This is a genomic window from Cupriavidus sp. GW822-FHT03E04, from assembly GCF_058801495.1.
Window position 1 is genome coordinate 56,328 of record NZ_JBXANI010000011.1, and the last position, 26,623, is coordinate 82,950.

Below are 26,623 nucleotides of genomic sequence, written 5' to 3' on the forward strand. Positions count from 1 at the left end.
TGTCTCCTGTGGATGGCTGCCGGGATCTGTCGCCCGGCTATGGATGCCGCCGCGCCCCCGCTTGCGCGTGGACGCCGGGGTGTGCTGCTAGGGTGCGGGGGCGGCGCGGCTTGCCTGCAATTGCCCGAATGTGCTGATCTGCCCCGCCAGCGCGCTCGCGGCCACCGTATAAGGACTGGCCAGCCAGACCTGGCCCGGCCCCGAGCGGCCGGGGAAATTGCGGTTGATGGCGCTGATGGTGACCTGCTCGCTGGTGGTGGAAGCACCCGGCCCGCAGTTGGCGCACGAGCCGCATCCCGGCATGACCAGCGTGGCGCCGGCGGCAGCGAAGGTGTCCATATAGCCGCGCGCTTCGCAGTAGGCCTTCACGCCGAGGGTGCCGAACTGCAGGAACAGCTGGGTGCGGGGCGACACCTTGAGGCCATGCTCCAGGCCCCAGCGCAGCACCTCGTGGTAGTAGTCGAAATCCTCCCGCTTGCCTGCGGTGCAGGACCCACCGTAGGCAATGTCCACCGGCACCGGCGCATCCAGCGTGTTGGCCGCGATGCCATTGCCGGGGTCTCCGGGGCGCGCCACCATGGGCGCGATGACGCCGGCGTCGATGCGGATCACGTCGCGGTAGGTCGCGCCTGCGTCGCTGCGCATCCAGTCCTCGATCGCAAAATCGACGCCTCGCCGCGCCTTCAGGAAGGCCACGGTCTTGTCGTCTGGCTCGACGATGCCGGTGAAGCCGCCCAGCTCGGCGACCATATTGGTCAGCGTGGCGCGCTCGTCGATTGACAAGGCGCGCACCGTGCTGCCGGCATACTCGAACACCACGCCGATGGCGCCGCCCGAGCGGATTGCTTCCATCTGCAGCAGGTAGAGCACGATGTCCTTGGCCGTCACGCCCTCGGCGAGCTCGCCCTCCACCTCCACGCGCAGGGTTTCCGGCACCTTGCAGCGCACGTAGCCCGTGACCCAGCTATTGGCGACATCGGTGGCGCCCGCGCCGAACGCCAGGCAGCCGAGCGCGCCGGAATGCGGCGTGTGCGAATCGGTGCCCACCACCACCTGCCCCGGCAGCGCGTATTGCTCGGCCATCAGCGCATGGCAAATGCCTTCCGAGCCCGGTGTTTCGCCCGCAAGCGCGTGATGCGAGCGCACCGGGTAGTCGTGCGCAAAACGGCTATGTCCCTGCATCAGGTTGGCCACCCCTGGCAACAAGCCGTCGCGCACATGCGGGAAGCTCTGGGCCGCCAGCACCAGGTGATCCTGGAACGCGATGATGTGATCCGGCTCGTGCAACGTTGCCGGCTTGCCGAACGCGCGGTGCATCAGGTGCGCGCACATGCCGGTGAAGTAATCGTGCGAGAAGCGCCAGTCCGCCGCGACGAACACGCCCTGGCCGCGCTCAGCGCTCGGCGTGCCAGGGAGCAGATGGCGGGCGATGATCTTTTCCACCAAGGTGCGCGGTGCGGCGTTGCCGGTTGCCTCAGTTGCCTCCGTGCCCTGCGCGCCCTCGCCCGCCGCCGGCCAGCTTGCCGCGCGGCTATAGGCCAGCAGGCCGCCGGCACGGATCACCTGCTGGGTCAGCGCATCGCGCCCGGTCAGGAAGGCCTCGATGGGAATCGCCTCGCCCGCCAGCACGCGGTCGAGCACGGTGAAATCCGTGGTGGTCAGGATGCCGATGTTGTCGCAGTTCTGCTGGTAGATGCGCTCGAAGCTCTCCGCCACGATCAGGCGGATGCCGGCCGACAGCTCCGCCAGCGGGCTGGACTCGCGCGAGGAGCCCTTGCCATAGCGCTTGCCCGCCACCGTGACGGCAAAGCCGCCGTTGCGGATGGCATCGCGGCCGATCGGCTGCTCGCCCCCCGCCTGGAACCCCACGTAGGGGAATTGCCCCAGACGCTCATCGTAGGTAAGCATGATCGTGACGGGCGTGATCTCATCGGTGGAGATGTTGTCGCGCAGCGGGCCGGCCTCGGCCCGGGTCATCGGCTTGCCGTCGAGCTGGGCGCGCACGCAGGCGGGGTCTTGCGACAGGTACAGCACGCGGCCATCGAAGCGGATGGTGGCTTCCATTGCGGGGTTTCTCGTTGTGGTGATCCCACTATATGGTTTGGCGCCGCCGGGGCAAAGTGCGCAGTCGGCATGGCAGGCATCTCGGTTTGCGACGGCTGGCTATTTGCCCACGCTCGCTTCGCTTTGCCCACCTTATTCCTACCTTATTCCCACCTTGCTCCTATTCCCGGCAAAGAAAGCCGACCAAGGCCAAGGCACTCGCCGAGAGATGCTCCCGGGAGTGAAACACCACCACCAGTTGCCGTGTCGCCCAGGGGTCCGATAGCGGCCGCGCCACCACGTCCAGGGTGTTCAGGTAAAGCTCGCCCACCTGCCTCGGCACGACAGCAATCCCTAGCCCGACGTGCACCATGCGGCACAAGGCATCCAGGCTCGCCACCCGGATCTTGATCTTGAGCGCCTCGTTCAAGCGCGCCGCCTGCTCCGCCAGCAGGCGGCTCAACGCACTCTCATCGCGCAGCGCGACGAAGGTCTCGCCCAGCAAGTCCGCAAAGCTCACCTGCTGCGCCGATGCCAGCGCATGCCCGCGCGGCACCAGCACGCAAAGCTGGTCCTCCCGGTAAGGCAGCGAGACAAATTGCTCCACGCCCTGGATCGCATTGCAGATGCCGAAGTCCGCGCTGCGCTCTCCCACCATGCGCAGCACCTCGGGGCTGTGCTGCTCCTCCAGCTCGATGCCGATATCGGGATACACGCGCCCAAAGGCAGCCAGGTCCTCAGGCAGGAACTGCACGATGGCGCCAAGGTTGCACACCAGGCGCACGTTGCCGCGCGCGCCGGAGGTAAAACGCGACAGTTCCGCGCCGAGCGCCTCGATATTGCCAATGATGGCCAGCGCATGCCGCAGCACCGTCTCGCCCACCGCCGTCACCGTGATGCCGCGCGGATGCCGCTCGATCACCGGCAAGCCGATCAGCGCCTCGATTTCGGCAATGCGGCGGCTGACCGCCGACGGCGCAATGAATTCGCGCTCGGCGGCGCGGGCAATGTTCTGTTCCTGGCAAACGGCAACGAACAGCCGCAGCGAGGTCAGGTCGAGTTTTCTGAGCAGGTTGTCCATGGCAGCGATGCTACAACGATCAGGCATTGCAGGCGACGGCGGACGGCGATCGCAGGCGTGGCACGCCGGCGCGACGTGGATTTGTGCTCCGCACAATGCGCTACCTCAATGTCACCCCAAACGGAATGACACGACCGTGATAAGCATTATTCAGCCCGCCCTGTTGCTACCGCACCCCTGACGGCGCAGAATCCGCGCCCCGGCGTGCACTTCCACGCCTAGAATAAAACCTTGCATTGCCCCACAGATCACCAGCCCAGTCTTGCGTCGTAATCCGCGCCGGTGCCGTACTTCGTGCCCGCGCCCTCATGCACGGAGACCTCGATTGCCGCTGCCCCCCGCCTTCCGGTTTCTCCCGTCTCGTTCGCCCGGCCGCCCAGGCCGGACGCATCAGGCCGCGTATCTCGCCCGGACGCCGCTGCGGCGGCATCCGCGCATTCTCAAGGAAAATCCATGGCTAACTTCAGCCCAACGCGCCGCACTTTCCTGAAAGCCAGCGTCGTGGCCGGGGTGTCGGTGTATATCGCACCGATCGGCGGCAAGGCCTTCGCAGCCCTGTTCGAAGAAAAAATCCTGACCCCGGTCCAGTGGGACCCCAAGACCGGCGCCCCCAGGTTCCGCATCGACGGCATGGCCAAGGTCACCGGCGACAAGGTCTTCGCGCGCGATATCCGCTCGCGCGACATGCCGCACTGGCCCAAGGCGCAATCGCATGCCTTCATCCTGCGCGCCACCAGGGCGGACCGCAGCTATGCGGGCTTCGACCTGGCGCTGCTGGGTGACGATCTCAAGCCCGACCGCGTGGTCACCGCCGCCGACCTGGCGCGCGACGGCGTGGCCTTTCCCGCCTTCTACGGCGAGGACATGCTGCTGCCGGAAGGCAAGACGCCGGCCTATCTCGGCCACGCCGTGGCCATCCTGATCTATCACGACTTCGCCCGCTTCCGCTTTGCCAAGGACAAGCTCAAGTTCCACGACGAGATCATCCGCTACGGCGCCGAGACCGGCCCGCTGGAGCGCGATCCGTGGGGCACGTTCCGCTTTGTGCGGGTGGGCGGCGAGACGCCGTTCGACGACGACGTGTTCTCCAGCCTGAAAAACGCGCCGCTGTTCCCCAGCATGATGCGCAAGCACGAGCCGGTCTGGCCCGATGGCAAGGACCACGGCCAGCTTGGCGAGCAAGGCATGTTCCATGCCGGGCAGATCCGCCAGCAGCTGGACCAGCCGCCGGCTGACTGGCTGGTGCTGGAGCGCGAGTACAACACGCAGTCCATCGACACCGCCGCGCTGGAACCGGACAACGCCAACTGCTGGTACGACGCCAGCACCCAGGCGCTGCACATGGTGGTGCCGACCCAGTCGCCCATCGAAGTCGGCGACAGCACGGCGGAGATGATGGCCAAGGCCAAAGGCGCGTTCCCGGTCAGGCAGGTGTTTGTCCATCCCTGCTACACCGTGGGCTACGGCTCCAAGGATCACTACAACTTCCCCTTCTACGGCCTAGTGACGGCGCTCTACGCCGACGGCAAGCCGGTGCGGCTGGCCAACGACCGCTATGAGCAGTTCCAGACCTCGATCAAGCGCCACGCCTTCAAGATGCGCTACCGCATTGCGGTGGACAAGAACACCGGGCTGTTCCAGTCGTTCCAGGGCGACTTCGAGGCCAACGGTGGCGGACGCGCCAACTTCTCGCCGTCCGTGGCGATGGTGGGCGCCACCGCGGCGCAGTCGATCTATTACTTCCCGAAGAATGACCTGACCGCGGTGGCGATCGCCACGCGCGCCATCGACGCGGGCTCCGCGCGCGGCTACGGCACGCTGCAGAGCATGGCGGCGACCGAGATGATGGTCGACGAGTTCGCCGAGCAGTTGAAGCTCGACCCGATCGAGTTCCGCCTGAAAAACGCGCTGCGCTCTGGCATGAAGAACACGCAGGGCGCGATCCCTGCCGGCGCGATTCGCGTGGATGAGGTGCTGCAGGCGGCCAAGGCCCATCCGCTGTGGACCAACCGCGCGAAGCGCAAAGCGGATTTTGAAGCCAGCCATCCCGGCCGGCGCTACGGCGTGGGCTTTGCCTGCGTGCAGAAGGACTTCGGCACCGGCGCCGAGGCCTCGTTCGCCAAGGTGGAGATGCGCGCGGACGGCACCATCGCGCTGCATCACTGCGGCGCGGAGATCGGCACCGGCATGTCCACCTCGCAAGCGGTGGCCGTGGCGCGCTGGCTGGGCAAGCCCGCCACCGAGGTGCGCGTGGCGCTCACCGACTGGCCCGACCTGCCCGTCACCGCCACCGGCGATCCCTACATCATGAGCCAGGCCGACCAGGACAAGCTGTCGGCCAACCCACGCTGGTCGCCGGCGTATGCGTCGCCATCGAGTGCGACCAACTCGGCCTACTACTTCACCCACAGCACCCGTGAAGCCGCCCGCGTGGTCTTCATGCACGGGCTGTGGCCGGCGGCCATGGCAATCTGGAGCCAGGGCTTTGGCGGCGGCCAGGCGGCCTCGCTGGTGGTGCGCGTGGAGGACGCGCGCTGGGTCGAAGGCAAGCTCACCGCCGGCGGCCTGCAAGCCCTGCCCTACGAGCAACTGGCCAAGAAGGCGCACGAGCTCGGCCTGGTCACGGGCGCCACGGTGCACGTGTTCAATCGCTGGCAATGGACCGAAGCCGACTTCGACGTCGACGGCACGGCCACCCGGCTGCCCATCGACGGGCTGTCGGTGCGCTACGGCGACGGCGCCGACGCCGCGCGCAAGGCGCGCATGACCACCAGCGGCGGCTACCAGGTGCTGGACCGCAAGAAGGTCTACATCGCGCCGACCCAGCGCAACAACGCCAGCGTGACCTACTACAGCGCGGTGGGCACGCTGGTGGAGCTGTCCGTGCATGCGGCCAGCGGCAAGGTGGAAATCCTCAGCCATCACTCCATCATGGAATGCGGCTCGCAATTGTCGCCGGCGCTGGTGTCCGGGCAATTGCAGGGCGGCCTCGCCATGGGCATCGGCCATGCGCTGCACGAGTTCCTGCCGCTGTACGAGGACGGGCCCGGCAACGGCACCTGGAACTTCAACCGCTACGCGTTGCCGCGCGCCAGCGACGTGGCCGTATGGACGCAAACCGGGACGGTCCTGCCGCCCGTATCCGAAACCGATCCGCCCAAGGGCATCGCCGAAGTGGTGATGATTCCGGTGGTGGGCGCCATCGTCAACGGCATCGCGCATGCCATCGGCCATCGCTTCACCGCCCTGCCGGTCAGCGCCGAAAAGATTCAGGAGATCCTGGCATGAGCCTCGCCACCCAACCGCTTTCCCTCAATATCAACGGCAAGGACGTTGGCCCCATCGATGTGCCGGAAGGCCTGATGATGATCGACTTCCTGCACGAGTACCTTGCGCTCACCGGGTCGCGCCTGGGCTGCGGCCAGGGTATCTGCCACGCCTGCGTGGTGATCCACGACAAGGCCGACGGCACCAGCGAGGAAGTGCGCGCCTGCATCACCGGCGCGCATTACTTCCAGGGCAAGAAGGTGCGCACGGTGGAGGGCCACGCCAAGCGCAACGACAAGGGCGAGGTGGTGGAACTGTCGCTCGTGCAGCAGAAGTTCCTGGAGCACTTCAGCTTCCAGTGCGGCTACTGTACGCCCGGCTTCGTCAACGGCGCGACCATCCTGGTGGAGCGCCTGAAGCGCCAGCCGGTGGCCAGAGGCAAGGTGGATGAGACCATCACCGCGGCGCTCAACGACCATATCTGCCGCTGCACCGGCTATGTGCGCTACTTCGAAGCCGTCAAGGACGTGGTGGTCAACACCCCGGGCCTGGTAAAGGAAGACAAGTGATGATGAGTATGATGAGCCAGCCCGACTTCCTCCGACACGCGCGCACCACGCTGGCGACCCTGGCCACGCTGGGCGCGGCCCTGCTGGCTGGCTGCGGCGACCACGGCGCCCCGATCGACACTGCCGCCGACCAGCAGCCCGCCGCCAGGCTCTCGCCCGCCGACCAGATCGCGCGCGGGCGCTACCTGGTACGCGCCGCCGATTGCGCCGCCTGCCATACCAGCGCCCAGGGTGCGCCGTTTGCCGGCGGGGTGGAACTGGCCTCGCCGTTCGGCACCTTCTACGGCACCAACATCACGCCGGACAAGGACCACGGCATCGGCAAGTGGAGCGCCGACGATTTCTACAAGGCGCTGCATGATGGCGTCACGCCGGACAAGCACCTCTACCCGGCCATGCCGTATACCTCGTACCGCGGCCTGTCGCGCGGCGACGCCGATGCGATGTACGCCTACCTGATGCAGCTAAAGCCAGCCGCCGTGGCCAACCGGCCGCACGACCTGAGCTTCCCGTACAACATGCGCGTGGCGCTGGTCGGCTGGAACCTGCTGTTCCTGAAAGACCAGCTGCCCGATGCCTCCACCGGCCAGACCTCGGCCTGGCAGCGCGGCCGCTACCTGTCCAACGCGCTGGGCCACTGCGCCGAATGCCACACGCCGCGCGCCATGTTCGGCCGCCTGGACGCAGCCAAGCCACTGGCCGGCGCAGCGCTCGGCCGCGTGGCCGCGCCGGACATCACGCCGGCGGGCCTGGCCGCGCGGGGCTGGACGGGCGCCGACCTGCAGACCTTCTTCGCCACCGGCATGGCGCCGCAAGGCTCGGCTTACGGCGAGATGTTCCCCGTGGTCCATCTCAGCAGCCAGTACCTGAACAAGGCCGACCTTGCCGCCATGTCGACCTACCTGCTTGGCGACCAGCCGCCACGGCCCCAGCCACTCAAGCCGGCCAACGCGGATGCGGCCCGGTTCAAGCCCGGCCGCCAGCAATACCTGGCCGTCTGCGCCGGCTGCCACGGCCGCGAGGGCGAGGGCAAGCCGCACGTGGCGGTGGCGATGCTGGGCAACTCCACCGTGCGCAACGCCGACCCGCACAACCTGATCGTATCCATGCTCGACGGCATCGAAGCGCAGAAATTCCCCGGGCTGGAGAGCATGCAGGACATGCCGGGCTTTGCCTCGCGCCTGAGCGATACGGAACTGGCCGACCTGGCTAACTACCTGCGGGCAAGCTATGGCGGACAGCCCGGCGACGTGAGCGCGGACAAGGTGAAGGCGCTACGCGCGGAAGCGGGCAAGGGCCATTGAGGGAGGGCGCCGGCGCGGACGTGCCGGCGCGCTGCCCGGTTCACGGGACGTTGCACTCCGAAGGACTGGGCCTCAGGAAGGCTGACAGGCGCTCAGGCACCGTCGAGGAAAGGATTGCGCTGGCCCAGACGCGTCCCGAGCGCATCGGGAGCCAGGCTCATGCTGGCGGCGTCCATTGCCGGGCTGGGGCTGCGGGCCAGCGTCGGGTCGACCGGTGCGCTCGCCATGCCCGGCTGAACCGGCTGTTCGGCGCTTTGCGCATAAGGGTCGCGTGCGGCCGGCAGCGTCGCCTGGGCCGACGGCGCTGCCGCCGGCATGGCTTGCACAGGCTGCACGGATGGCACCGGCTGGGCGGATTGCATAGGCTGGGGGGATTGCATCGGCTGAGTCATCGGCATCGGCTGGGCCGGCTGGATGGGCTGGGCCTGCTGCGCGAACAGCGGGTAGGACGCGATCATCGCGCCAGCCATCAACAGGGATTTCGCCAGATGTTGCTTCATTCGTGTACCTCCTAAAAACGCCTTCAGGCATGGGAAGGACCACTGTAGCGCCGAGGCACCTGACAATTTGTTTGATTTTGCAACAGTCATTTACCAGCGTTGCCATCGACGCCGAGGCGCGTTATCCGCGCGCGCCCGTTGTGCACCCCATCCTCTGCGGCGCGAGCCTTGCAAGCTTCGCGTCAATTCCGACGCCGCCTGCGGTATAGTCCTCGCGTTCAATTTCGGCGGAGAGCTAGCATGGCTGAGAAAAAGGTTCGGGTGTCGCATATCGGTGTTCCCGGCAACCTGAGTGTCTTGAAACTCAAATCGTATCTGCGGACTGCCTTTGCCGATCTGGCGCAAACGGAGAAATCGGAGAGTGAGGCGGAGATCCTGCTGGTCAAGGTGCTTGTTCCCCGCCCGCTCGGCTTGCGTGCCGGGGAGAAGCTATTTGACAAGGTGCTGCAGGGCATCGTCGACAAGGATTCCCGTGTTACCCGCGTCTCGGTTGAGTTCGTCGATGGTGAAGTTACGCAGCAGACCATTGACGCCAGCATGGCGAGGATCCAGAAGGAACTGGATGAGTTCGGGCACGTCTTGCACGAACGTTCAGAGGATGCGAGCGGGGATTGATCTACGCCGCGCGTCGGCGGTCCCCTTGTCGCGGGATGGCGTCCCTTCCTACGCGCTCAATTCGTAGTCGTCGACCCCGACCACGGTCCGAAGCGTATCGGCGTAGGCCTTGCGTAGATCGCGTGCTTCCTCGGTCTGATCGAACTGCCTGGCAGCTTCGGCAATCAGCCCGGGAAAGGCATCGCGTTGCGCCACATCCCGGAACGTGAACACACGGCATTGCACCGCGCTTTTGGCGCGCGGATGGGCTTGGGTCAGGCTAAGCACCTCAAGGAAGGCACCATCGGCAAAAGCAACCTCGTCGATGGGCTCCACCACATCCCGCAAGTATTCCTGGTAGGCCAGTTCCTGGCCGGGCAACACCTCGAATCTAAATACGCGGATGCATCCTGCATGCTGTGCGATCCAGTTTGAAATCATGGAATCTCTCAAAAGTTGTGCCGCATGCCGATCTGGACAGTGCGTGCCGTTGGGTTACCCGGTCCGACAGTGCCGCCGGCGTACAAGCCACCGCCAAGGGAGTACTGTGATCCGTTCTTATTGAGAATGCGCCCTGCCGCCGCGAACAGGACAGTGCGCTTTGATAACGCGTAGTGGCCGCCGATAGCAATGAGATTGGTGCTTCTGTTTGCCACGCCTTGCGTACGGTCCTTGACCAGCACGAACTGGGCGATGAGCGTGGTGTGCGCACCGACGCCGTACTTCACGCCGAAGGGAAACATGTCGTAGACCTGCTCCGGGCCCTTTGTTGCCGGCGTGTTCGCCTGGCTATTCCAGTCGCGGTGCCAGCCTGTGAACAGCTTCACCGGCCCCACCGTGTAGTTTCCCCCGATGGTGAAGGCCTGCAGCCTTCCCGTGTCGGTCGCGTTGCGCTGTGTCACGAAGCCGATGTTGAAGTCGACGACCTCGTTCTTCTGCCGCGTGGACACGCCCCACATCCGCCCGGCCCGCTGGTTCCCCGTGACCTCTCCCGGCGCGTACATCACGTAAGTGACACCGGGCCAGCGATCCGGGAACGTCCATAGGATGGAATTGTCGACCCGCCCGAGCGTTGCACGCGCCACACCGGCGGGAATGATGGCCGGCAGGCCGCCGGCCAGCCCCGCGTTGAACGCATCGATGTTCCAGAACATCCGGTTCTCGGGAGAGTACTGGCGACCGAACGTGAGCCGGCCCGCCTGCTCGCTGGCAAGCCCCATGTAGATCTGGCGTCCGAACAGCCTCCCGCCTTGCTGGGACATCCCGTCATCTGCCCCAAAGCCGCTCTCCAGCCAGTAAACGGCGCTCAGGCCCGGCGCGATGCGCTCGTCCCCCTTGATGCCGAAACGTGAGCCCCAGTCGCTGCCGCTCTGCAGGCGGGTCAGCGTTCCCAGTCCTTGCTTCGAGATATCGAGCGCCATATCCACGACACCAAAGACCGTTGATTCGGCCTTTGCGTCCCAGGTGCAGACCGAGATGCTCAGCCCCGTCACTGCAGCCAATGCTGCGGTATTTGTCTTCATGGATTTCAAACCGTTAGGCAATGCGAGGACCACACCCTCGTCTTGAACGAGTGCGGGAAGAATTGGCACGCTTGATTGGAACGCTTGAGGTGCGCCGGCGCGGCCTGCTGTATTACAAACCGAGGGCCGTCGGCCCCGGAATCCGTCGGTGCTTGAGCGCCGGAATGGCTTCGCGGACGCAGCGCAAACGGTCCTGGCTCATTTCGCCGATGACAACGCCTTCGCCCTGGGGCAGGCTGGCAACCACGTCTCCCCACGGGTCGATCAACATGCTGTGGCCAAACGTCTGCCGCTGATTGGCGTGCGTCCCGCCTTGCGCGGCAGCCAGCACATAACACTGGTTCTCGATCGCGCGCGCGCGGAGCAGGACCTCCCAATGCGCACGGCCGGTGGTTTGCGTGAATGCCGACGGCACGAGGATGAGATCCACCTGCTGCATGGCCCGGTAGAGCTCCGGAAAGCGCAGGTCATAGCAAATGGATAGCCCCACGCGGCCGAACTCCGTCTGCGCCGTGACCATTTCGGTGCCCGCAACCATCGTCCGGCTCTCGTCGATGTCGCGAGTGCCATCCAGGTAGCTGAAGAGATGCAACTTGTCGTAGCGCGCCTTGACCTCTCCCGTGGGCCCGAACAACAATGTCGTGTTGGTAACCTTTGGCGCTTGCGTGGTAGCCAGCGGGAGCGAGCCACCCGCGATCCATACGCCGTGCTGCCTTGCCTTGGCGGCCAGGCAAGCCTGGATTGGCCCTTCGCCAAACGCCTCGGCAATCGCGAACTTGTCGGTCTCGTGAAGACCGATCTGGCAGAAGTACTCAGGCAACAGGACAAGCGTGGCACCGCCGTGCACGGCTTCATCGATCAGGTTCTCCGCAACGGCAAGGTTGTCCGCCAGGCTCGGCGAAGACACCATCTGAATGGCAGCGATTTTCATTTTCCGGCTCTGCGCTTCAGTCCATTTCCGCATGTGACGTGGCGACGATCTTTCGCCAGGTCAGGGCATCGCGCTGGATCGTCTCCGCGAATTTCGCGGGGCCATCGCCAACCGGCTCGGCAATCTGCCTGGCGAAGGCATCGCGCACCTCCGGCCGCGCAAGTACCTCCTTCACGCTCTGGCTGACCTTGGACACCACCTGGGCCGGCGTTCCACTGGGGGCGCAAATGCCTACCCACCCCGTAAAGCTCAGCTCGCCCAGGCCTTGCTCGGCCAGTGTGGGCACCGCGGGAAGCTGCGGCAAGCGCTTGGCCGTCCCTATCGCGAGGCCCTTGACGCGGCCGGATTCAACGAAAGGCAACGCGGAGATGACGCTATCCATCATCAAGCTGACGCGGCCGGCGGTAAGGTCCGTATAGGCGGGCGTCGAGCCCTTGTAAGGCACGTGCTGCATGTCCAGGTTGTTCCGCATTTTCATGGCCACTGCGGCGAGATGCGGTGTCGTCCCGTTGCCGCCGGATGCGAAGTTGTACTTGCCGGGCTCGCGCCTGGCCAGGTTGATGAAATCCTTGAGGCTGTTGGCGGGAATTTGGGGGGCTGCCACCCAGATGGTCGGTGTATTGACGACATGGCTCACCGGGACCAGGTCCTTGATCCCATAGGACAGCTTTGGGTATAGCGCCGTAGCGACCGCCAGGTTCCCGGTGGAGCAAAGCAGCAAGGTGTAGCCATCCGGCGGCGCCTTGGCGACGAATCCCGCACCGATCGTGCCACCGGCACCGGGCCGGTTGTCGATGACGAGGGACTGCCCGAGCGCCGTACTCATGGCGGCGGAGATCAGGCGCGCGACCACGTCGTTTCCTCCTCCCGCGGGAAATGGCACAACGAGCGTCACGGGCTTGGCCGGCCACTCGGCCGACACGGCAAGGGTTGGCGCCGCACAGCACAGCGCAGCGAGACTGGCGACGGCGAGGCGGGACAATTGGGGCATGCGGCATCTCGGTGACATGAGTGTGATGAAGCAACACACTTGACGAGTGAGATCGTGCCGTAAGCCGGTGCGCTGGTAAATCAAATAAAAATTACGCTCAGACAAAGAAATTTTGGCTTCCTCTTCCCCCCGCTGCCACGATGAGGTCCACGGAGCGATCCACCAGCATCTCCACGGCCTTTTGACTGTGTGTCTGCCGAAACAGCAAGCGGATGCCGGGCGCCGTTTCCGCCAGGCGGCCAACGAAGCGGCGCCCCACGGCGATCTCGTAGTCATCCGATAGCCCGATGGAGATCGTCCTTTCGTGAAAGACGTTGCCGCCAGGCGCCACCATCGAAAGGCTCTTGCGGCAGTGGTTCAGCGCTTCACCGACCACGGGCTTCGATTCTTGCGCGCGCGCCCTGGGGCGCATGCCACGGCCGGCTCTCTCGCACAGCGGGTCCCCATAGACGCGACGCAGGCGGCCGATCGCCGCGCTCACCGCGGACTGCGTCAGGCCCAACCGGATCGCGGCGCGGCTAGCGCCGCCCTCTTCGTAGAGCGCTTCGAAGACCTTCAGCAGGTTGAGGTCCATCGCCTCGATATTTACGGCATTCATATCAGATACATCCATATCCATCTTGATTCAAGATGGCGTGGGCGTGAACATAGCGCAACCCGCTTCCCGGAGCCATACCTCATGCCCGCTTCCATCGTCGCCGCCCTCCAGATTGGTTCCTCCCCCTCGGGAGAGGCCGAAACCCTGGCCCGGATCCTGGCGTTCGAGGACAAGATCCTCGCATCCGGCGCAAGCGTCGTCGTCATGCCGGAGGCACTCCTGGGCGGGTATCCCAAAGGCGAGATCTTCGGTACGCGGCTGGGCTATCGCCTGCCCGAGGGCCGCGACGCATTCGCCAGCTACTTCGAAAACGCCATCGATGTACCCGGCCCCGAAACGCAAGCGCTGGCGGCGCTGTCCACGCGCACGGACGCGAGCCTCGTGGTGGGGGTCATTGAACGAGACGGCAATACGCTGTACTGTACGGCTCTGTTCTTCGATCCCGCCGCTGGTCTCGCCGCGAAGCACCGCAAGCTGATGCCGACGGGAACGGAGCGACTCATCTGGGGCCAGGGAGACGGCGCGACGTTGCCAGTCTTGCAGACATCCGCCGGGCGCGTGGGCGCCGCGATCTGCTGGGTCCAGGCCTCGCCACGGCAGCTCGGCATCGACATACCGCATTGGGAGGCAGATCGCCCGCTGATCCGCGGCGGCAGCGTGGTCATTGGCCCGATGGGCGACATCATCGCCGGGCCTTTGCTGAATGCGCAAGGCCTGGTAGCCGCCGAGATCGATACCGGCGAGTTGGTGCGTGCACGCTACGACTTTGACGTGGTCGGCCATTATTCTCGCCCGGATGTCTTTTCAATGACGGTTGACGAACGGCCGAAGACATCGGTCAATTTCCAGGCCTGAGGCAGCCAGGCGGGGAAGCGTAAGCCGAAAGCCATGCGCAGGATGCCAGCCCATGAACCTTCGATTTCTTGAAACATTCGTCTGGGCAGCCCGGCTGCGCAGGATGACCCTGGTTGCGCAGCGGCTGCACGCCACCGATGCCACCATCTCCGCGCGCATCGCCGCGTTCGAAGCAGAGTTGGGCGTAAAGGTCTTTGTCCGGGAAAAGGGAAAGCAACTGTGCCTCACCCCGGAGGGCGCCGAGATGCTGGCGCCCGCGGAGGAATTGCTTGCCCTTGCGGACGCGTTCACCCACCGGTTTGCCGCAAGGGATGCCTTGCCCAGCCAGATCACCATCGGCATGAGCGGCACGGTCGCCGGGGCAATACTCGAGCCGCTGGTTGACGTACTTTATGCCAGATGGCCTGACGTCAATATCCATCTGCCATCTCTCACCAGCACCGACATTCGGCACAGGCTGCTGAGCGGCGCGCTCGATATTGGCCTTCTCCTCGGCAGCGTCAACGAACCGGACGTGGTCAATTTGAAACTGCTGGAGCTTGACTACGCCTGGGTGGCCAGCCCGCGCCTGATTCCCGGCAACGTATCGCCATCGGTCGAGGAGCTAAGACGGCAGATGTTGCTCTCGTATCCGGTCGACTCGGACCTCTTCGCCTCGGTTGCCACCTACTTTGACACGCCGCACCTGGCCGGCTTCAAGCTGAACGTTCTCAGTTCCTTGTCCGTGATGCTGCGTCTCGCCTGCGCTGGCGTTGGATACGCGGTGCTACCGGTTGACCTCATCCGCAACGAGCTCGAGACGGGAACGCTAAGAATGCTCGGGCTCTCCCGGCCGTTCCCGAAGCAGACATACTTCGCCTCCTTCATCGATCTGCCATCGGCCCCCTTGCGCCGTATCATCGCCGAGTGCATCCGCGATATTGCACGGCTGCCGTCGCCAGCGAACGAGTGATGCATTTCGCGCGCGCCGATGCGCAAGGCAGGCATCGGCCCACGCACCAGGGCAGCCGGCCGCGGTTTTCAGCGAGAAGCATAGTCTTCCTGTCTCCGGGAAAGACCCGGATGGCTATCGAACCCACATCGCCAAGGCGCAGTCATGCGTTCTCAATTGTTCTAGACGACGGTGGAAACCATGTCGCTGGTCGCCGTGGGGCTGCGCCCGTCGGTGTATGCGGCATGCCAAAGCCAGTCCGGCGCTGCCGGTTTCCATCACCGCGCTGTACAGCAAGCTCAGCCGGACCGAGCCGGGGCTGGTTCGTGCCCTGGTGCAAGGCAGTGGCCGTGCAACCGATGTTGCGCAAGCAGGCGCCATCGGTGAATAGCTAGCGCCTGCGCATTTGTGAGGGGCAGGGTGTTCCGTAGGAGGTTAGAACGCTTCCACATCCTCAATGGTGCAGCATGCCGGCTCGCGTCTGAGCACCCACAGTGTGCTGAATGAACCGAACGGTAGCCGCTTTTCTGATTGTTTCATAGCCATCCTCATCGCCAAATTTCTCATCGAATTTCGTACTTGTCCGATTGCGGCATAGCGTTTCTCGCTGCACGATACCGTCCTGGTGTTTATGAAAATCACTTGCGGATCGGTGCGCCAGCACTGGCGCAAGGCGCATCAGGTTCAAGCCTCATGGCCTTGCGTATCTTGCTACTTCACCTGCGGCGGAGCGTTTTCGCATGGGTATTCGTTTGCCATCGGCTTCCACTCGTACTGTCCGCGTGACGGGTCCGGGCATACCGGAAATCCTTGGGCGACCCGCCCTGGTTTTCTCCAAACTGTCTGGCAACGAAGGGATCTGCAGCCTGTTCGAATACGAACTGGAACTCAAGACCCCCGACGATCGCAATGCGCACTTTGGCCCCGCGGCGGATCTCGATACCAAGGCGCTGCGCGGACAGGAGTTGACGGTAACGATTGCGCTCGATGGCAGCGGCAGCGGATCGTCCGGCGGTGTGGGTGCGGGCGAGCGCGAGATCACGGGGCTTGTCACCGACGTGCGCGGCCCGATCCCGATGGGCCGGCAGATTGCCTATCGCCTCACGCTGCGCCCGTGGCTGTGGCTGACGACCCTCACCACGGATTTCCGTATTTTCCAGCAGCAAAGCGTGGTGCAAATCCTCGATACGCTGCTGTCCGACTACACCTTCCCGGTGGAGCGGCGCCTGGATGTGGCGCGCTACCCCAAGCGCGAATACCAGGTGCAGTACGGCGAGAGCGACTTCGATTTCTTCCAGCGCCTGACGCAGGAGTGGGGGATTGCCTGGCACATTGAACACAGCGAGAGCCGGCACCGGCTTGTATTGACCGATGGCAACAGCGCCTTCGCGCCCTTTGCCAGCCCCGCCTATCACGACATCCGCTGGCAGGGCACCGTCGACCGGATCGACGAAGAACACCTGCATGAGTTCGAGTTGCACGACCGGATGGTATCGGGCCAGTGGACCAGTTCGGACTACGACTTCGTCAGGCCGCGCGCCGACCTGACGGTACGGGCCTGCGATCCGCTCGATACCGCGCACGCCAACGCGGAAATCTATGCGTTCCCTGGCGACCACAGCCAGGCCGCCACCGGCAACGACCCGTGGCAGGAAGGCGACCAGATTGCCCGCATCCGCATGGAGACGCTGCGCCAGCACGGCACCCGCGCGCGTGGCCGTGGCAACGTGCGCGCCATGGTGCCGGGCTGCACCTTCCATCTCACGAATTTCATCCAGAGCGAGGCCAACCGCGAGTACCTGATTCTCTTTGCGCGATTGTGGATCGAGGAGGTGCCCGAGGCCTCGGGCGGCCAGCAGTCCTGGCGCTGCGAAGTGGACTTCACCGCCCAGCCTTCCAACGCGTTGTTCCGCCCGGAACGCACCCAGCCGAAGCCGCGCACCAACGGGCCGCAGACGGCCACCGTGGTGGGCCCCGCCGGGGAGGAGACATGGACCGACGAATACGGGCGCATCCGCGTCCAGATGCACTGGGACCGCCAGGGCAAGCGCGACGCCGACAGTTCCTGCTGGGTGCGGGTGTCCTCGTCGTGGCAGGGCGAGCGCTTTGGCGCGATGCACGTGCCGCGCATCGGCCAGGAGGTCATCGTTGAACACTTGAATGGCGACCCCGATTGCCCCTTGGTAACGGGCAGTGTGCCGAACCAGCTGAACATGCCGCAGTGGCCGATGCCCGGCCAGCATGCGCTCTCGGGCTTCGTCAGCAAGGAACTGCGCGGCGAGCGCACCAACACCTTCGTGCAGGACGACACCGAGGGCGAGATCCAGACCCAGCTTCAGAGCGACCACCAGACTTCGTGGCTGGGCCTGGGCTTTCTCACCCGTGTGCTGCGCGGCAGCGGGCGCAAGGACAAGCGCGGCGAGGGGTTCGAGCTGCGCACCGACGGACAGGGCGTGGTGCGTGCCAACGGCATGCTGATCACCACCGAGGCGCGCCGCAACGCCAGCGCCCACCACAAGGACATGGGCGAAACGCTCGAGCGCCTGACGCAGGCGCGCGGCCAGCAGGCGACGCTGGCCGAGCTGGCGCAGGAAAACCAGGCGCAGGAACGTGCCGACCAGGCCGAGGTGGCGAAGACCATCAAGGCGCAGAACGACGACATCCGCGGCAGCGGCGAGGCCGGCAGTTTCCCCGAACTGGCAGCGCCCCACTTGGTGCTGGCCAGCCCCGCCGGCATCGAGGCCAGCACGGCGCGCTCGACACACCTGGCCTCGGGCGAGCACCTGGCGCTGACCAGCGGTGGCCACACCAGCCTTGCCGTTGGCCAGCGCCTGCTGGCCAGCGTGAGCCGCGGGGTGCGCGTCTTCATCCAGAGCATGGGCTGGCGCCTGGTGGCCGCGGGCGGCGACATCGAGCTGCGCGCGCTGCAGGACAGCATCAAGCTGCTTGCCAAGCTCAATGTCACGGCCACGGCCAACCGCATCACGCTGTCGGCCAAGGAGGAACTGGTCGTCAGCGGGGGCGGCAGCGCCACGACCTACAACGGGGGCGGCATCACGCACCGCACGGGTGCGGCCTACACGATCCACGCAGGCAGCTATGCCTTCATCGGCGCGCAGACGCACGCCGCGCAGTTCCCCGACGCGCCCAAGCCGGGCAAGGGCAACCTGGAACTGTTCAACCACTACGCCAACCGGCGCGGGATCCAGGGCGGCGACTTCCGGGTCGAGGACGCGCTGGGCCAGGTGACCGTCGGCAAGCTCGACGCACAGGGTTTCGCGGTTGCCAGCGGCATCGCGCCAGGGCCCGCCAAGGTGGTCTTTGGCATCGACCCGGCGGACACCTGGGCCGAAGGCAGCTACGTCGCCGAGCCGACGTGGCCGCCGGCGCAGGCGCTCACCGGCGGCGTGCCGGCGCCGGCTGCGAACGCCCTGGCCAGCCAGTTGCTGACCACCACCAGGCAGGCCACGCAAGCGGTCCAGGGGGCGCAACAGGTAGCGCAACAGGTAGCGGGGGCGGTGAAGGCCGGGCCCGCCGCGCTCGGCCTGTCCGGTGTGCAAACGCTGCTCGGCGCCATGCCGGCGCCAGGCACGCCGGCGCTGGCCAAGGCAACGCAACATCCCAGGCTCCCCTCCCTGCACACGCCCGGCTTCGCCTGAGCGACGCGCCCCCTTCACTTCCCCCTTCACGTCTTCGCATTGAATCCATGGCAGACCCGACCCCCGCAGCCAAGCCGCGCGAGCCGCAATCCGCAGTCGCCCCCCTGAACACGATCGCCGTCGAGGACGTCGGCAAGGGCGCCGCCAAGGTCGATGCCTGGCTGCAAAGCGCCAGCGGCGGCGTGGTGACGCTGGCGCGCATCAAGATGGTGGCGGGCGGCCTGCCGGTGGTGGGCAACATCATGGCGCTGGTGGACGCGCTGGGCGACGTGATGACGCTCGCGCGCAGCAAGTCGCGGCACCTCGTCGACTGGGTGAGCCTGGGCATCAACCTGATCGGCGTGCTGCCCGCGCCGCCGACCATGGCGGCGGCGCGCATGAGCCTGCGGCCCACGCTGGCGCTGGTGCGCCAGGAGCTGCGCCAGAGCGCGAGGGCCGTGCTGGGCGATGGCCTGATCGACGTGCTGGTGGGGCACCTGAATGCAACCATCGTCGGCGAGATCGACGACTTCGTGCAAAAGGCGCAAGGCAAGCTGGCCGGCATCCTGGACGACGCCGGCGTGCTGGGCGAGAAGATGACGCTGGAGATCGCCAGCGGCCTGGAGCGGGCGGCGCTGGGCAAACTCGACGCGGCGGGGAACGCGCAGGGGGCGGGCAAGCAGGCCCGCACCGCCATCAAGCAGATCGTGAACGATCCCAAGGCGGCCATCGTCAACATCTTCGGTGCCGCGTGGAACGTCTACAAGGCGGCCGGGAAGGCCGCCGCGAATACCGCGGTCAGGCTGGCCGTGCCGGACGAAGTCCAGCGCAAGGTGGTCGCCAGCGCGGCCGAACTTCGCCAGATGGGGCCGCTGCTGCGCGCGCAGATGGCCCAGCTCGGGGACCCGGCCGCGCAGCAAAGCATTGGCTGGCTGCTGGCGGTGCTGGCCCAGGCGGTGGCGCGCTGGCGCAAGAAGAAAGGCGCCGGGCAAAGCACCAACGTGCCTGCCCGTCAAACCGGCGAAGCCAGGAAGCGGGCGCACGACGGCGAACTGGGCACGGTCAACAACCAGGCGCCGGCCAAGGGCGCGCCCGGTTGCAAGAACTGCCCGGCACCAGCCGGGACCGGACCCAGCATCAGCTTTGCCACCGGCGACGAAACCCTGTCGCACACCGATTTTGTGCTGCCGGGGCTGTTGCCCATCGCATGGACGCGCACCTACCGCTCCAGCCTGGCCGCCTATGACCACGGCGAATCCGGCGCGCGCTGGATCACGCCCTACACGACGCGTTTTGACATCGTCAAGGACGGGGTGCTTTACCACGGCGCGGACGGCCGCAGCCACGCTTATCCGTTGCCGGATGTCGGCAAGTTCCACCATGATCCCATCGAGGACGTCACCCTGGTGCGGGTCTCGGAGCAGACCCTGACGCTGGCGCGGGGCTTCGAGAGCCAGGAAGCGTACCAGCGCCACGGCCAGCGCTTCCGGCTCACCGGCATCACGCTGCGCAGCGGCGCCGGGGTGGCGCTGCACTATGACCATCGCGTGGGCGGTGACGCGGCGGGTGACACGGTACTCTCGGAGGTGATCGCCTACCAGGGCGAGACCGTGCTCGCCCACGTCGGCATCCGCCTGGATGACGCGGGGCGCATCGCCGAGCTGTGGCAGATCGCAGGCGGCCAGCTGGTGCGCCAGCTCACGCGCTACACCTACGACGCCGCCGGCGATCTGGTGATGGCGCAGGATGAGCATGCCGCGCACTGGGACTACACCTACCGGCACCACCTCGTCACCCGCTACACCGACCGCACCGGGCGCGGCATGAACCTGCAGTGGCTGGGCGATGGCCCGGACGCCCGCGCGGTGCGCGAATGGGCCGACGACGGCAGCTTCGATACCCGCCTGGCGTGGGACGAGAACATCCGCCTGACCTACGTCACCGATGCGCTGGGCAACGAGACCTGGCATTACTACGACATCCTCGGCTACACCTATCGCATCAAGTACCCCGACGGGCTGTCCGAATGGTTCTTCCGCGACGATGCGAAAAACGTCGTCAAGCACGTGCACCCGGATGGCGCGGTCGAGCGCTATGCCTACGATGCCAACGGCAACCTCGTCGAGCACATCCGCCCGGATGACAGCGCGGTGCACTACGCCTGGGACGACAAGAACCAGCTCATCAAGATCCGCGACGCCGAGGGCGGCCTGTGGCAGCGCGATTACAACCTGCACGGCAACCTGACCGAAGAGATCGACCCATTGAGCCACAAGACGGCGTACGCCTACAACAAGGCGGGCCTGCTGGTCGGGATCACGGACGCCAAGGGCGGCATGACGAAACTGGCCTACACCCCGTCGGGGCAGCTTGCCAGCTATACCGACTGCTCGGGCAAGACCAGCGCCTGGAAGCACGGCGAGCGCGGCGAGCTGATCCGGTTCACCGATGCGGCGGGCGCCATCACACAGTACCACTACGAAGCCGGCCAGCTCGCCCGCATTGTTCACCCCGACGAGCGGGTGGAACGCTTCGAGCGCGACGCCGAGGGGCGGCTGCTGGCGCACACCGACGCGCTGCACCGGCGCACCGTGTGGCGCTACAACGACGCGGGCCTGATTGCCGAACGCACCGACGCCGCCAACCAGACGCTGGGCTACCAGTGGGACAAGCTAGGGCGGCTGGCTGCGCTCACCAACGAGAACGCCGCCAGGACGGCGTTCCAGTACGACCCGGTGGGCCGGCTGTTGCACGAGACCGGGTTCGACGGCAAGGCAACCCGCTACCACTACGATCCGGCCAGCGGGGTGCTTGTGCAGGCCACCGACGCTGACCTGTTGTTGACGGCGTTCGACTTCGACGCATCGGGCCGCCTGACGCGCCGCCGCGCCGGCCTGCAGGACAAGGAAGGCATGGTCGCCGAGCCGCAAGTGGAAATCTTTGCCTACGACGGCAACGGGCGCTTGATCCTGGCGGAGAACGCCGACAGCCGGCTGCAATGGTTCCACGACGCCTGCGGCAACGTGACACGCGAGCACCAGCACTACCTCTGCCTGAAGACGCCCCTGGTGGCCGTCTGGCGGCATGAGTATGACGCGCTGAACCAGCGTATCGCCACCGTGCGCCCGGACGGGCACCGAATCGGCATGCTGACCTATGGCAGTGGCCATGTGCACGGCATGATGCTGGATGACCGCGAACTCGTGCAGTTCGAGCGCGACAACCTGCACCGCGAAGTGTTCCGTACCCAGGGCAACCGGCTCGCGCAGGAACAGGCATACGACCCGGCCGGGCGGCTGCTGGAGCAGACGCTTTCGCAAGCGGATCAAGCCCGGGGCGGCAAGCGGATGGTGCACCGGCGGTACTACTACGATGCAGCGGGGCAACTCTGCGGCATCGGCGACACCCGGCGCGGTGAGTTGCAATACCGCTACGACCCGGTGGGCCGACTGCTGAGCGCCAACAGCGCGCTTGGCGAAGAAACCTTCGACTTCGATCCCGCGGGCAACCTGCTCCATGACCCCACCACGCGCACCTTCGCAGCCGACCCGGCGCGCGGCAGGCCCGAGTTCCACAGCCGCCTGTCGGGGCGGCCGAGGCTGGTGGACAACCTGCTCAGGGAATATGCCGGCACCCACTACACCTGGGACGAGCGCGGCAACCTGAGCGAACGCGTGACCAACGGCAAGGGGGAACGCTTCATCTGGGACAGCTTCAACCGGCTGGCGGGTTACCACAATCCGGAACTGGAAGTGCGCTATCGGTACGATGCGCTAGGGCGGCGGCTCACCAAGTTGTCGTCAGCCATTTACTTCGAAAACGCTTTCGATGGCTCGATCTACCAGCGCAACGAGCGGGCGCGGCGGAACAAGGAACGCGGCTGCGCCTTCACCATGTACGGCTGGGACGGGGATCAACTGGCATGGGAAAGCCGCCAGGAGCCGGAGGCGGGCGTGGGGGATCATTTCCGGGTCATTGCGGGCGCGGCACGCACCACGCACTATTTGTATGAGCCGGGCAGCTTCGTGCCGCTGGCACAGGCGGTGCGCCGCGCAGCCATCACCCTGCCAAGGCAGCCAGCCTATGCGGAGGACTATGATCTTGACGAGGATCCGCTATGGACGCAGGCCATTGAGCCGCAGGCGTTCGACGCAATCGCGTGGTACCAGTGCGATCACCTGGGCACGCCGCAGGAGTTGACCGACGAGGCGGGCGAGATTGCTTGGAGTGTGCAGTACAAGGCGTGGGGCGCGGCGCAGGAGGTGATAACGGATGCGGCGCGCAAGGCGGGGATTCATAACCCGTTGCGGTTCCAGGGGCAGTATTACGATCATGAGACGGGGCTGCATTACAACCGGCATCGGTATTATGATCCGGTGTCGGGACGGTTCGTTAGCAAGGATCCGATTGGGTTGGCTGGTGGGATCAACGTATATCAGTACGCGCCGAATCCGGTGGGTTGGGTTGATCCACTTGGCCTAGCCAAATGTCGCCCGTGTCCCGCTGATTGCGCGAAGATTCTATCCCAGGCGGGCCGAGAGTACGGGCGACACGACGAAGTTTCGAAAGATTCTCACCATATTATTCAAAATGCTGCCGTAAAAGGCATTAACGATTACGATGAGAATGCGGCGCCAGCCATCCAACTAAGCGGGCCTTCCAGTAAGGTCGGATCAGAACACTATATTGCAACTCAGTCCCAACGCCAAAAGGGTGTCGGAGGAACCTATGCCGCGGAACGAATGGTCGCATATCGAGCGATGAGGCGTGCAGGGCTATCGACTGAAGAAGCTCGGTGTCACATCATGCATAGCGATAGCTATTTTTCAGGCTTGGGGGTCGGTGGTTCTACAGTAACCCGGATGCCAGGAAACCGAAACAGTTCAACTAGGAGATGGTAACGTGAACGAGTGGATTGATTCTGGAATAAAATCTGAAATAAAAAAAATATGCGACTTGATTTCGCAGAATAATTTTGATTCTCTCGATAAGGATGGATATTTTGAGGTTAGTGCTGCTAGCGACGTAAAAAGAGCAATATTGGAGTATCTTTGCGGCGACATTCTTAATGAAGATGATCTTTCCAGGATAAATAGCCCGGATGATGAATATATAAAAATTCACGCTAACATTTTGAATATAGATCCAAAGGCGCCATCTGAAAAAAGAAAAAAAATTGAACTAAATTTGATTTTGGATGGGGCCGAAAGTGACATGACGATAATCTACTTTGCATACAAAAATGATACCGATGTTAAGGTCAGAGTCTATGATGCCCTTACGTTGTGAAAGCGAACTCATTCTAGTGTCAAACTAGTCAAAAAATCTGCCAGCACCCACTACACCTGGGACGAGCGCGGCAACCTGAGCGAACGCGTGACCAACGGCAAGGGGGAACGCTTCATCTGGGACAGCTTCAACCGGCTGGCGGGTTACCACAATCCGGAACTGGAAGTGCGCTATCGGTACGATGCGCTAGGGCGGCGGCTCACCAAGTTGTCGTCAGCCATTTACTTCGAAAACGCCTTCGATGGCTCGATCTACCGGCGCAACGAGCGGGCGCGGCGGAACAAGGAACGCGGCTGCGCCTTCACGATGTACGGCTGGGACGGGGATCAACTGGCATGGGAAAGCCGCCAGGAGCCGGAGGCGGGCGTGGGGGATCATTTCCAGGTCATTGCGGGCGCGGCACGCACCACGCACTATTTGTATGAGCCGGGCAGCTTCGTGCCGCTGGCACAGGCGGTGCGCCGCGAAGCCATCACCCTGCCAGTGCAGCCAGCCTATGCGGAGGACTATGATCTTGACGAGGATCCGCTGTGGACGCAGGCCATTGAGCCGCAGGCGTTCGACGCGATCGCGTGGTACCAGTGCGATCACCTGGGCACGCCGCAGGAGTTGACGAACGAGGCGGGTGAGATTGCATGGAGTGTGCAGTACAAGGCCTGGGGTGCGGCGCAGGAGGTGATAACGGATGCGGCGCGCAAGGCGGGGATTCATAACCCGTTGCGGTTCCAGGGGCAGTATTACGATCATGAGACGGGGCTGCATTACAACCGGCATCGGTATTATGATCCGGTGTCGGGACGGTTCGTTAGCAAGGATCCGATTGGGTTGGTTGGTGGGATTAACGTCCACCAATATGCACCCAATCCGACCGAGTGGGTTGATCCATTAGGATTGTGGCCAGGGCAGCCCAGAAGCTCGAATGGCCGGTTTGGCTCGGGCCAGAACCCGAACAAGCCCCCACTACCGCCAAAGGGATGCGACCTTCACGGTAATGATCTGGACAGCAAGGTGCCGGCGATCGGCTACATATTGCGAGACCGGACAACAGGGGAAATCCTCAAGTATGGGGAAACCACTCGCGGCAAAGCAAGATATACGGATCAGTATCTCAATAGTGAGAACGCCCAAATGATCCCTGTGGCAGCAGGTACCAAGCGAGAGATGCACTGTTGGCAGCATAAGAAAATTCTGGAGTACAAGGCCGCGCATGGCGGCGAACGGCCACGTCTGAACAAAAATGACTATTGAGGAGCGGAAATGAAATTGTGGATATCAGGAGAAACGGAGGATGACATTGCGGAGGATTACAGAAAACGGTTTAATATAATTGAGCCGGAAGTTAACCGGATGCTGGGTGATCTGTCGTTTTCCGATGATATGGAAAGGTGGTCGTTTATCGCCATCATTCTTTCTGAAAAATTCTTGGACGCATATCCAGAGATAGTACGAAGGTCGTTGAAGCGACGGACGCTGGAATTTCGCCTGCACATTCTTCACGCTGAGTTCAAGCAGGCTAGCCCTGGAAAGCAGATGACGATGATCTTCGACGCGTTGAACCGGTCTGTTGATTTGATGCCGAAGCTCAAAGTCTCACCAGAAAGTCAGCAGAAGCTCCGGGCAGCGCTGGCGCAAGCTCGTCGTAGTTTGTTGGCAGAATGATGGCCTCCGGGAGTAACGCATGATGGACGGCATTGCTTGCGTCGGCGATATGACCGACCACGGTGGCGTGGTGCTGGAGGGATTCGCTGGCACCAATCTAAACGGCAGGCAGATCGCCGGACGTGGCCACATGGTTTCGTGTCCCAAATGCAAAGGCGTGTTTCCGATCAGCGAAGGCAACCGTGCCTACACCATTGGTGGGACGCCGGTCGCGTTACATGGAATGAAAACGGCGTGCGGGGCCACTCTGATCGCCGGCAATCCACTTGCCCAGGTGCAGCGCTAGCGTTGAGGTATGTCAGCGGGGCGTTTCAAGAAATCTGCCGGAACCCACTACCGCTGGGACGAGCGCGGCAACCTTACCCATCGCATGACCAACGGCACGGGCGCGCGCTTTATCTGGGACAGATTCAACCGACTGGTGGGCTACTACAATCCGGAGCTGCAAGTGCGCTACCGGTACGATGCGCTGGGGCGGCGGCTCAGCAAGTCGTCGTCGGCCGTCTACTTCGACAACCCCCATGACGGCAAGGGCTACCGGATCAACGAGCGGGCGCGGCTGAAAAAGGCACACGGCTGCGCCTTCACGCTCCATGGGTTGGATGGCGACCAGCTGGCGTGGGACGAGAACATCCGCCTGACCTACATCACCGATGCGCTGGGCAATGAGACCCGGTGCTACAACGACATCCTCGACCACACCTATCGCATCAAGTACGCAAGTAGCCGGGGCGCTTCCAGGCACAGGGAGAGGCCGGCCACTTGAAAGAGGATGCGCCACCCACGCTATACTAGGCATGTCGCTGCAACCACAGCGACCCGGGGTGAGAGCCGGAGCAAGAGGGCCCGA

At 64.5% G+C, this 26,623-nt stretch carries 22 protein-coding genes; 13 read left to right on the plus strand and 9 right to left on the minus strand.

Annotated features, from left to right (window positions below):
* Positions 1-87: 87 nt before the first annotated feature.
* Both AC1RQC_RS17215 and AC1RQC_RS17220 read right to left on the minus strand, forming a co-directional pair.
* The gene (locus AC1RQC_RS17215; RefSeq protein WP_492884089.1) at positions 88-2,064 is read right to left on the minus strand and encodes an aconitase family protein; all 1,977 of its coding nucleotides are present in this window, start codon (positions 2,062-2,064) and stop codon (positions 88-90) included.
* Positions 2,065-2,224: 160 nt separating this feature from the next.
* On the minus strand, positions 2,225-3,124 hold the full coding sequence (locus AC1RQC_RS17220; protein ID WP_492371759.1) for a LysR family transcriptional regulator: 900 nt from the start codon (positions 3,122-3,124) through the stop codon (positions 2,225-2,227).
* 453 nt (positions 3,125-3,577) lie between these two features.
* Here AC1RQC_RS17220 and AC1RQC_RS17225 point away from each other — a divergent pair, with 453 nt between their 5' ends.
* The 3 genes from AC1RQC_RS17225 to AC1RQC_RS17235 are packed head-to-tail and all read left to right on the plus strand — an operon-like array spanning position 3,578 to position 8,264.
* Positions 3,578-6,412, plus strand: coding sequence for a xanthine dehydrogenase family protein molybdopterin-binding subunit (locus AC1RQC_RS17225; protein ID WP_492811737.1), 2,835 nt, complete (start codon positions 3,578-3,580; stop codon positions 6,410-6,412).
* Positions 6,409-6,960, plus strand: coding sequence for a (2Fe-2S)-binding protein (locus AC1RQC_RS17230; RefSeq protein ID WP_441634108.1), 552 nt, complete (start codon positions 6,409-6,411; stop codon positions 6,958-6,960). Before AC1RQC_RS17225 ends, AC1RQC_RS17230 begins: the two co-directional genes overlap by 4 nt.
* An 8-nt stretch (positions 6,961-6,968) precedes the next feature.
* Positions 6,969-8,264: a c-type cytochrome gene (locus tag AC1RQC_RS17235; protein ID WP_492884237.1), complete on the plus strand. Its 1,296-nt coding sequence runs from the start codon at positions 6,969-6,971 to the stop codon at positions 8,262-8,264.
* A 92-nt stretch (positions 8,265-8,356) separates the two neighbouring features.
* On the opposite strand, the gene AC1RQC_RS17240 is transcribed toward AC1RQC_RS17235, so the two are convergent.
* On the minus strand, positions 8,357-8,764 hold the full coding sequence (locus AC1RQC_RS17240) for a hypothetical protein (protein WP_492371761.1): 408 nt from the start codon (positions 8,762-8,764) through the stop codon (positions 8,357-8,359).
* 240 nt (positions 8,765-9,004) lie between these two features.
* Between AC1RQC_RS17240 and AC1RQC_RS17245 the strand changes: the two genes are divergently transcribed.
* Complete coding sequence (locus AC1RQC_RS17245; protein WP_492884091.1) at positions 9,005-9,379, plus strand: hypothetical protein; 375 nt, start codon at positions 9,005-9,007, stop codon at positions 9,377-9,379.
* Between the two features lie 48 nt (positions 9,380-9,427).
* Here the strand turns inward: AC1RQC_RS17245 and AC1RQC_RS17250 are convergent, their stop codons facing one another.
* The 5 genes from AC1RQC_RS17250 to AC1RQC_RS17270 all read right to left on the minus strand — a co-directional run bounded on the left by AC1RQC_RS17250 (position 9,428) and on the right by AC1RQC_RS17270 (position 13,401).
* Positions 9,428-9,799 carry a hypothetical protein gene (locus tag AC1RQC_RS17250; RefSeq protein ID WP_492884093.1) on the minus strand — a complete coding sequence of 124 codons (372 nt, stop codon included), beginning with the start codon at positions 9,797-9,799 and terminating at the stop codon, positions 9,428-9,430.
* Positions 9,800-9,807: 8 nt separating this feature from the next.
* The gene (locus AC1RQC_RS17255) at positions 9,808-10,881 is read right to left on the minus strand and encodes a porin (RefSeq protein ID WP_492884095.1); all 1,074 of its coding nucleotides are present in this window, start codon (positions 10,879-10,881) and stop codon (positions 9,808-9,810) included.
* Between the two features lie 112 nt (positions 10,882-10,993).
* Positions 10,994-11,812 (minus strand): carbon-nitrogen hydrolase family protein, encoded by an 819-nt coding sequence (locus AC1RQC_RS17260; protein ID WP_492884097.1) that lies wholly within the window; start codon positions 11,810-11,812, stop codon positions 10,994-10,996.
* 16 nt (positions 11,813-11,828) lie between these two features.
* A complete protein-coding gene (locus AC1RQC_RS17265; RefSeq protein WP_492830691.1) occupies positions 11,829-12,803 on the minus strand; it encodes a Bug family tripartite tricarboxylate transporter substrate binding protein in 975 nt (324 codons plus the stop codon).
* Between the two features lie 97 nt (positions 12,804-12,900).
* On the minus strand, positions 12,901-13,401 hold the full coding sequence (locus tag AC1RQC_RS17270; protein WP_492884099.1) for a LysR family transcriptional regulator: 501 nt from the start codon (positions 13,399-13,401) through the stop codon (positions 12,901-12,903).
* Between the two features lie 81 nt (positions 13,402-13,482).
* Between AC1RQC_RS17270 and AC1RQC_RS17275 the strand changes: the two genes are divergently transcribed.
* Complete coding sequence (locus AC1RQC_RS17275) at positions 13,483-14,256, plus strand: nitrilase-related carbon-nitrogen hydrolase (RefSeq protein WP_492884101.1); 774 nt, start codon at positions 13,483-13,485, stop codon at positions 14,254-14,256.
* Positions 14,257-14,308: 52 nt separating this feature from the next.
* A complete protein-coding gene (locus AC1RQC_RS17280) occupies positions 14,309-15,208 on the plus strand; it encodes a LysR family transcriptional regulator (protein ID WP_492371768.1) in 900 nt (299 codons plus the stop codon).
* Positions 15,209-15,641: 433 nt separating this feature from the next.
* Here the strand turns inward: AC1RQC_RS17280 and AC1RQC_RS17285 are convergent, their stop codons facing one another.
* Complete coding sequence (locus AC1RQC_RS17285; RefSeq protein ID WP_492884103.1) at positions 15,642-15,875, minus strand: hypothetical protein; 234 nt, start codon at positions 15,873-15,875, stop codon at positions 15,642-15,644.
* Positions 15,876-15,927: 52 nt separating this feature from the next.
* Between AC1RQC_RS17285 and AC1RQC_RS17290 the strand changes: the two genes are divergently transcribed.
* From AC1RQC_RS17290 to AC1RQC_RS17320, 7 genes are all read left to right on the plus strand, one after another.
* Positions 15,928-18,846, plus strand: coding sequence for a type VI secretion system Vgr family protein (locus tag AC1RQC_RS17290; protein WP_492884105.1), 2,919 nt, complete (start codon positions 15,928-15,930; stop codon positions 18,844-18,846).
* A 47-nt stretch (positions 18,847-18,893) separates the two neighbouring features.
* On the plus strand, positions 18,894-23,726 hold the full coding sequence (locus AC1RQC_RS17295) for an RHS repeat-associated core domain-containing protein (RefSeq protein ID WP_492884107.1): 4,833 nt from the start codon (positions 18,894-18,896) through the stop codon (positions 23,724-23,726).
* 1 nt (position 23,727) lies between these two features.
* Positions 23,728-24,114, plus strand: coding sequence for a hypothetical protein (locus AC1RQC_RS17300; RefSeq protein WP_492815267.1), 387 nt, complete (start codon positions 23,728-23,730; stop codon positions 24,112-24,114).
* Between the two features lie 87 nt (positions 24,115-24,201).
* The gene (locus AC1RQC_RS17305; protein ID WP_492884109.1) at positions 24,202-25,362 is read left to right on the plus strand and encodes an RHS repeat-associated core domain-containing protein; all 1,161 of its coding nucleotides are present in this window, start codon (positions 24,202-24,204) and stop codon (positions 25,360-25,362) included.
* 9 nt (positions 25,363-25,371) lie between these two features.
* Complete coding sequence (locus tag AC1RQC_RS17310) at positions 25,372-25,773, plus strand: Imm44 family immunity protein (protein WP_492811758.1); 402 nt, start codon at positions 25,372-25,374, stop codon at positions 25,771-25,773.
* Positions 25,774-25,792: 19 nt separating this feature from the next.
* Positions 25,793-26,059, plus strand: coding sequence for a PAAR domain-containing protein (locus AC1RQC_RS17315; RefSeq protein WP_492371774.1), 267 nt, complete (start codon positions 25,793-25,795; stop codon positions 26,057-26,059).
* A gap of 9 nt (positions 26,060-26,068) precedes the next feature.
* Positions 26,069-26,539 (plus strand): hypothetical protein, encoded by a 471-nt coding sequence (locus tag AC1RQC_RS17320; protein ID WP_492884111.1) that lies wholly within the window; start codon positions 26,069-26,071, stop codon positions 26,537-26,539.
* Positions 26,540-26,623: the final 84 nt, after the last annotated feature.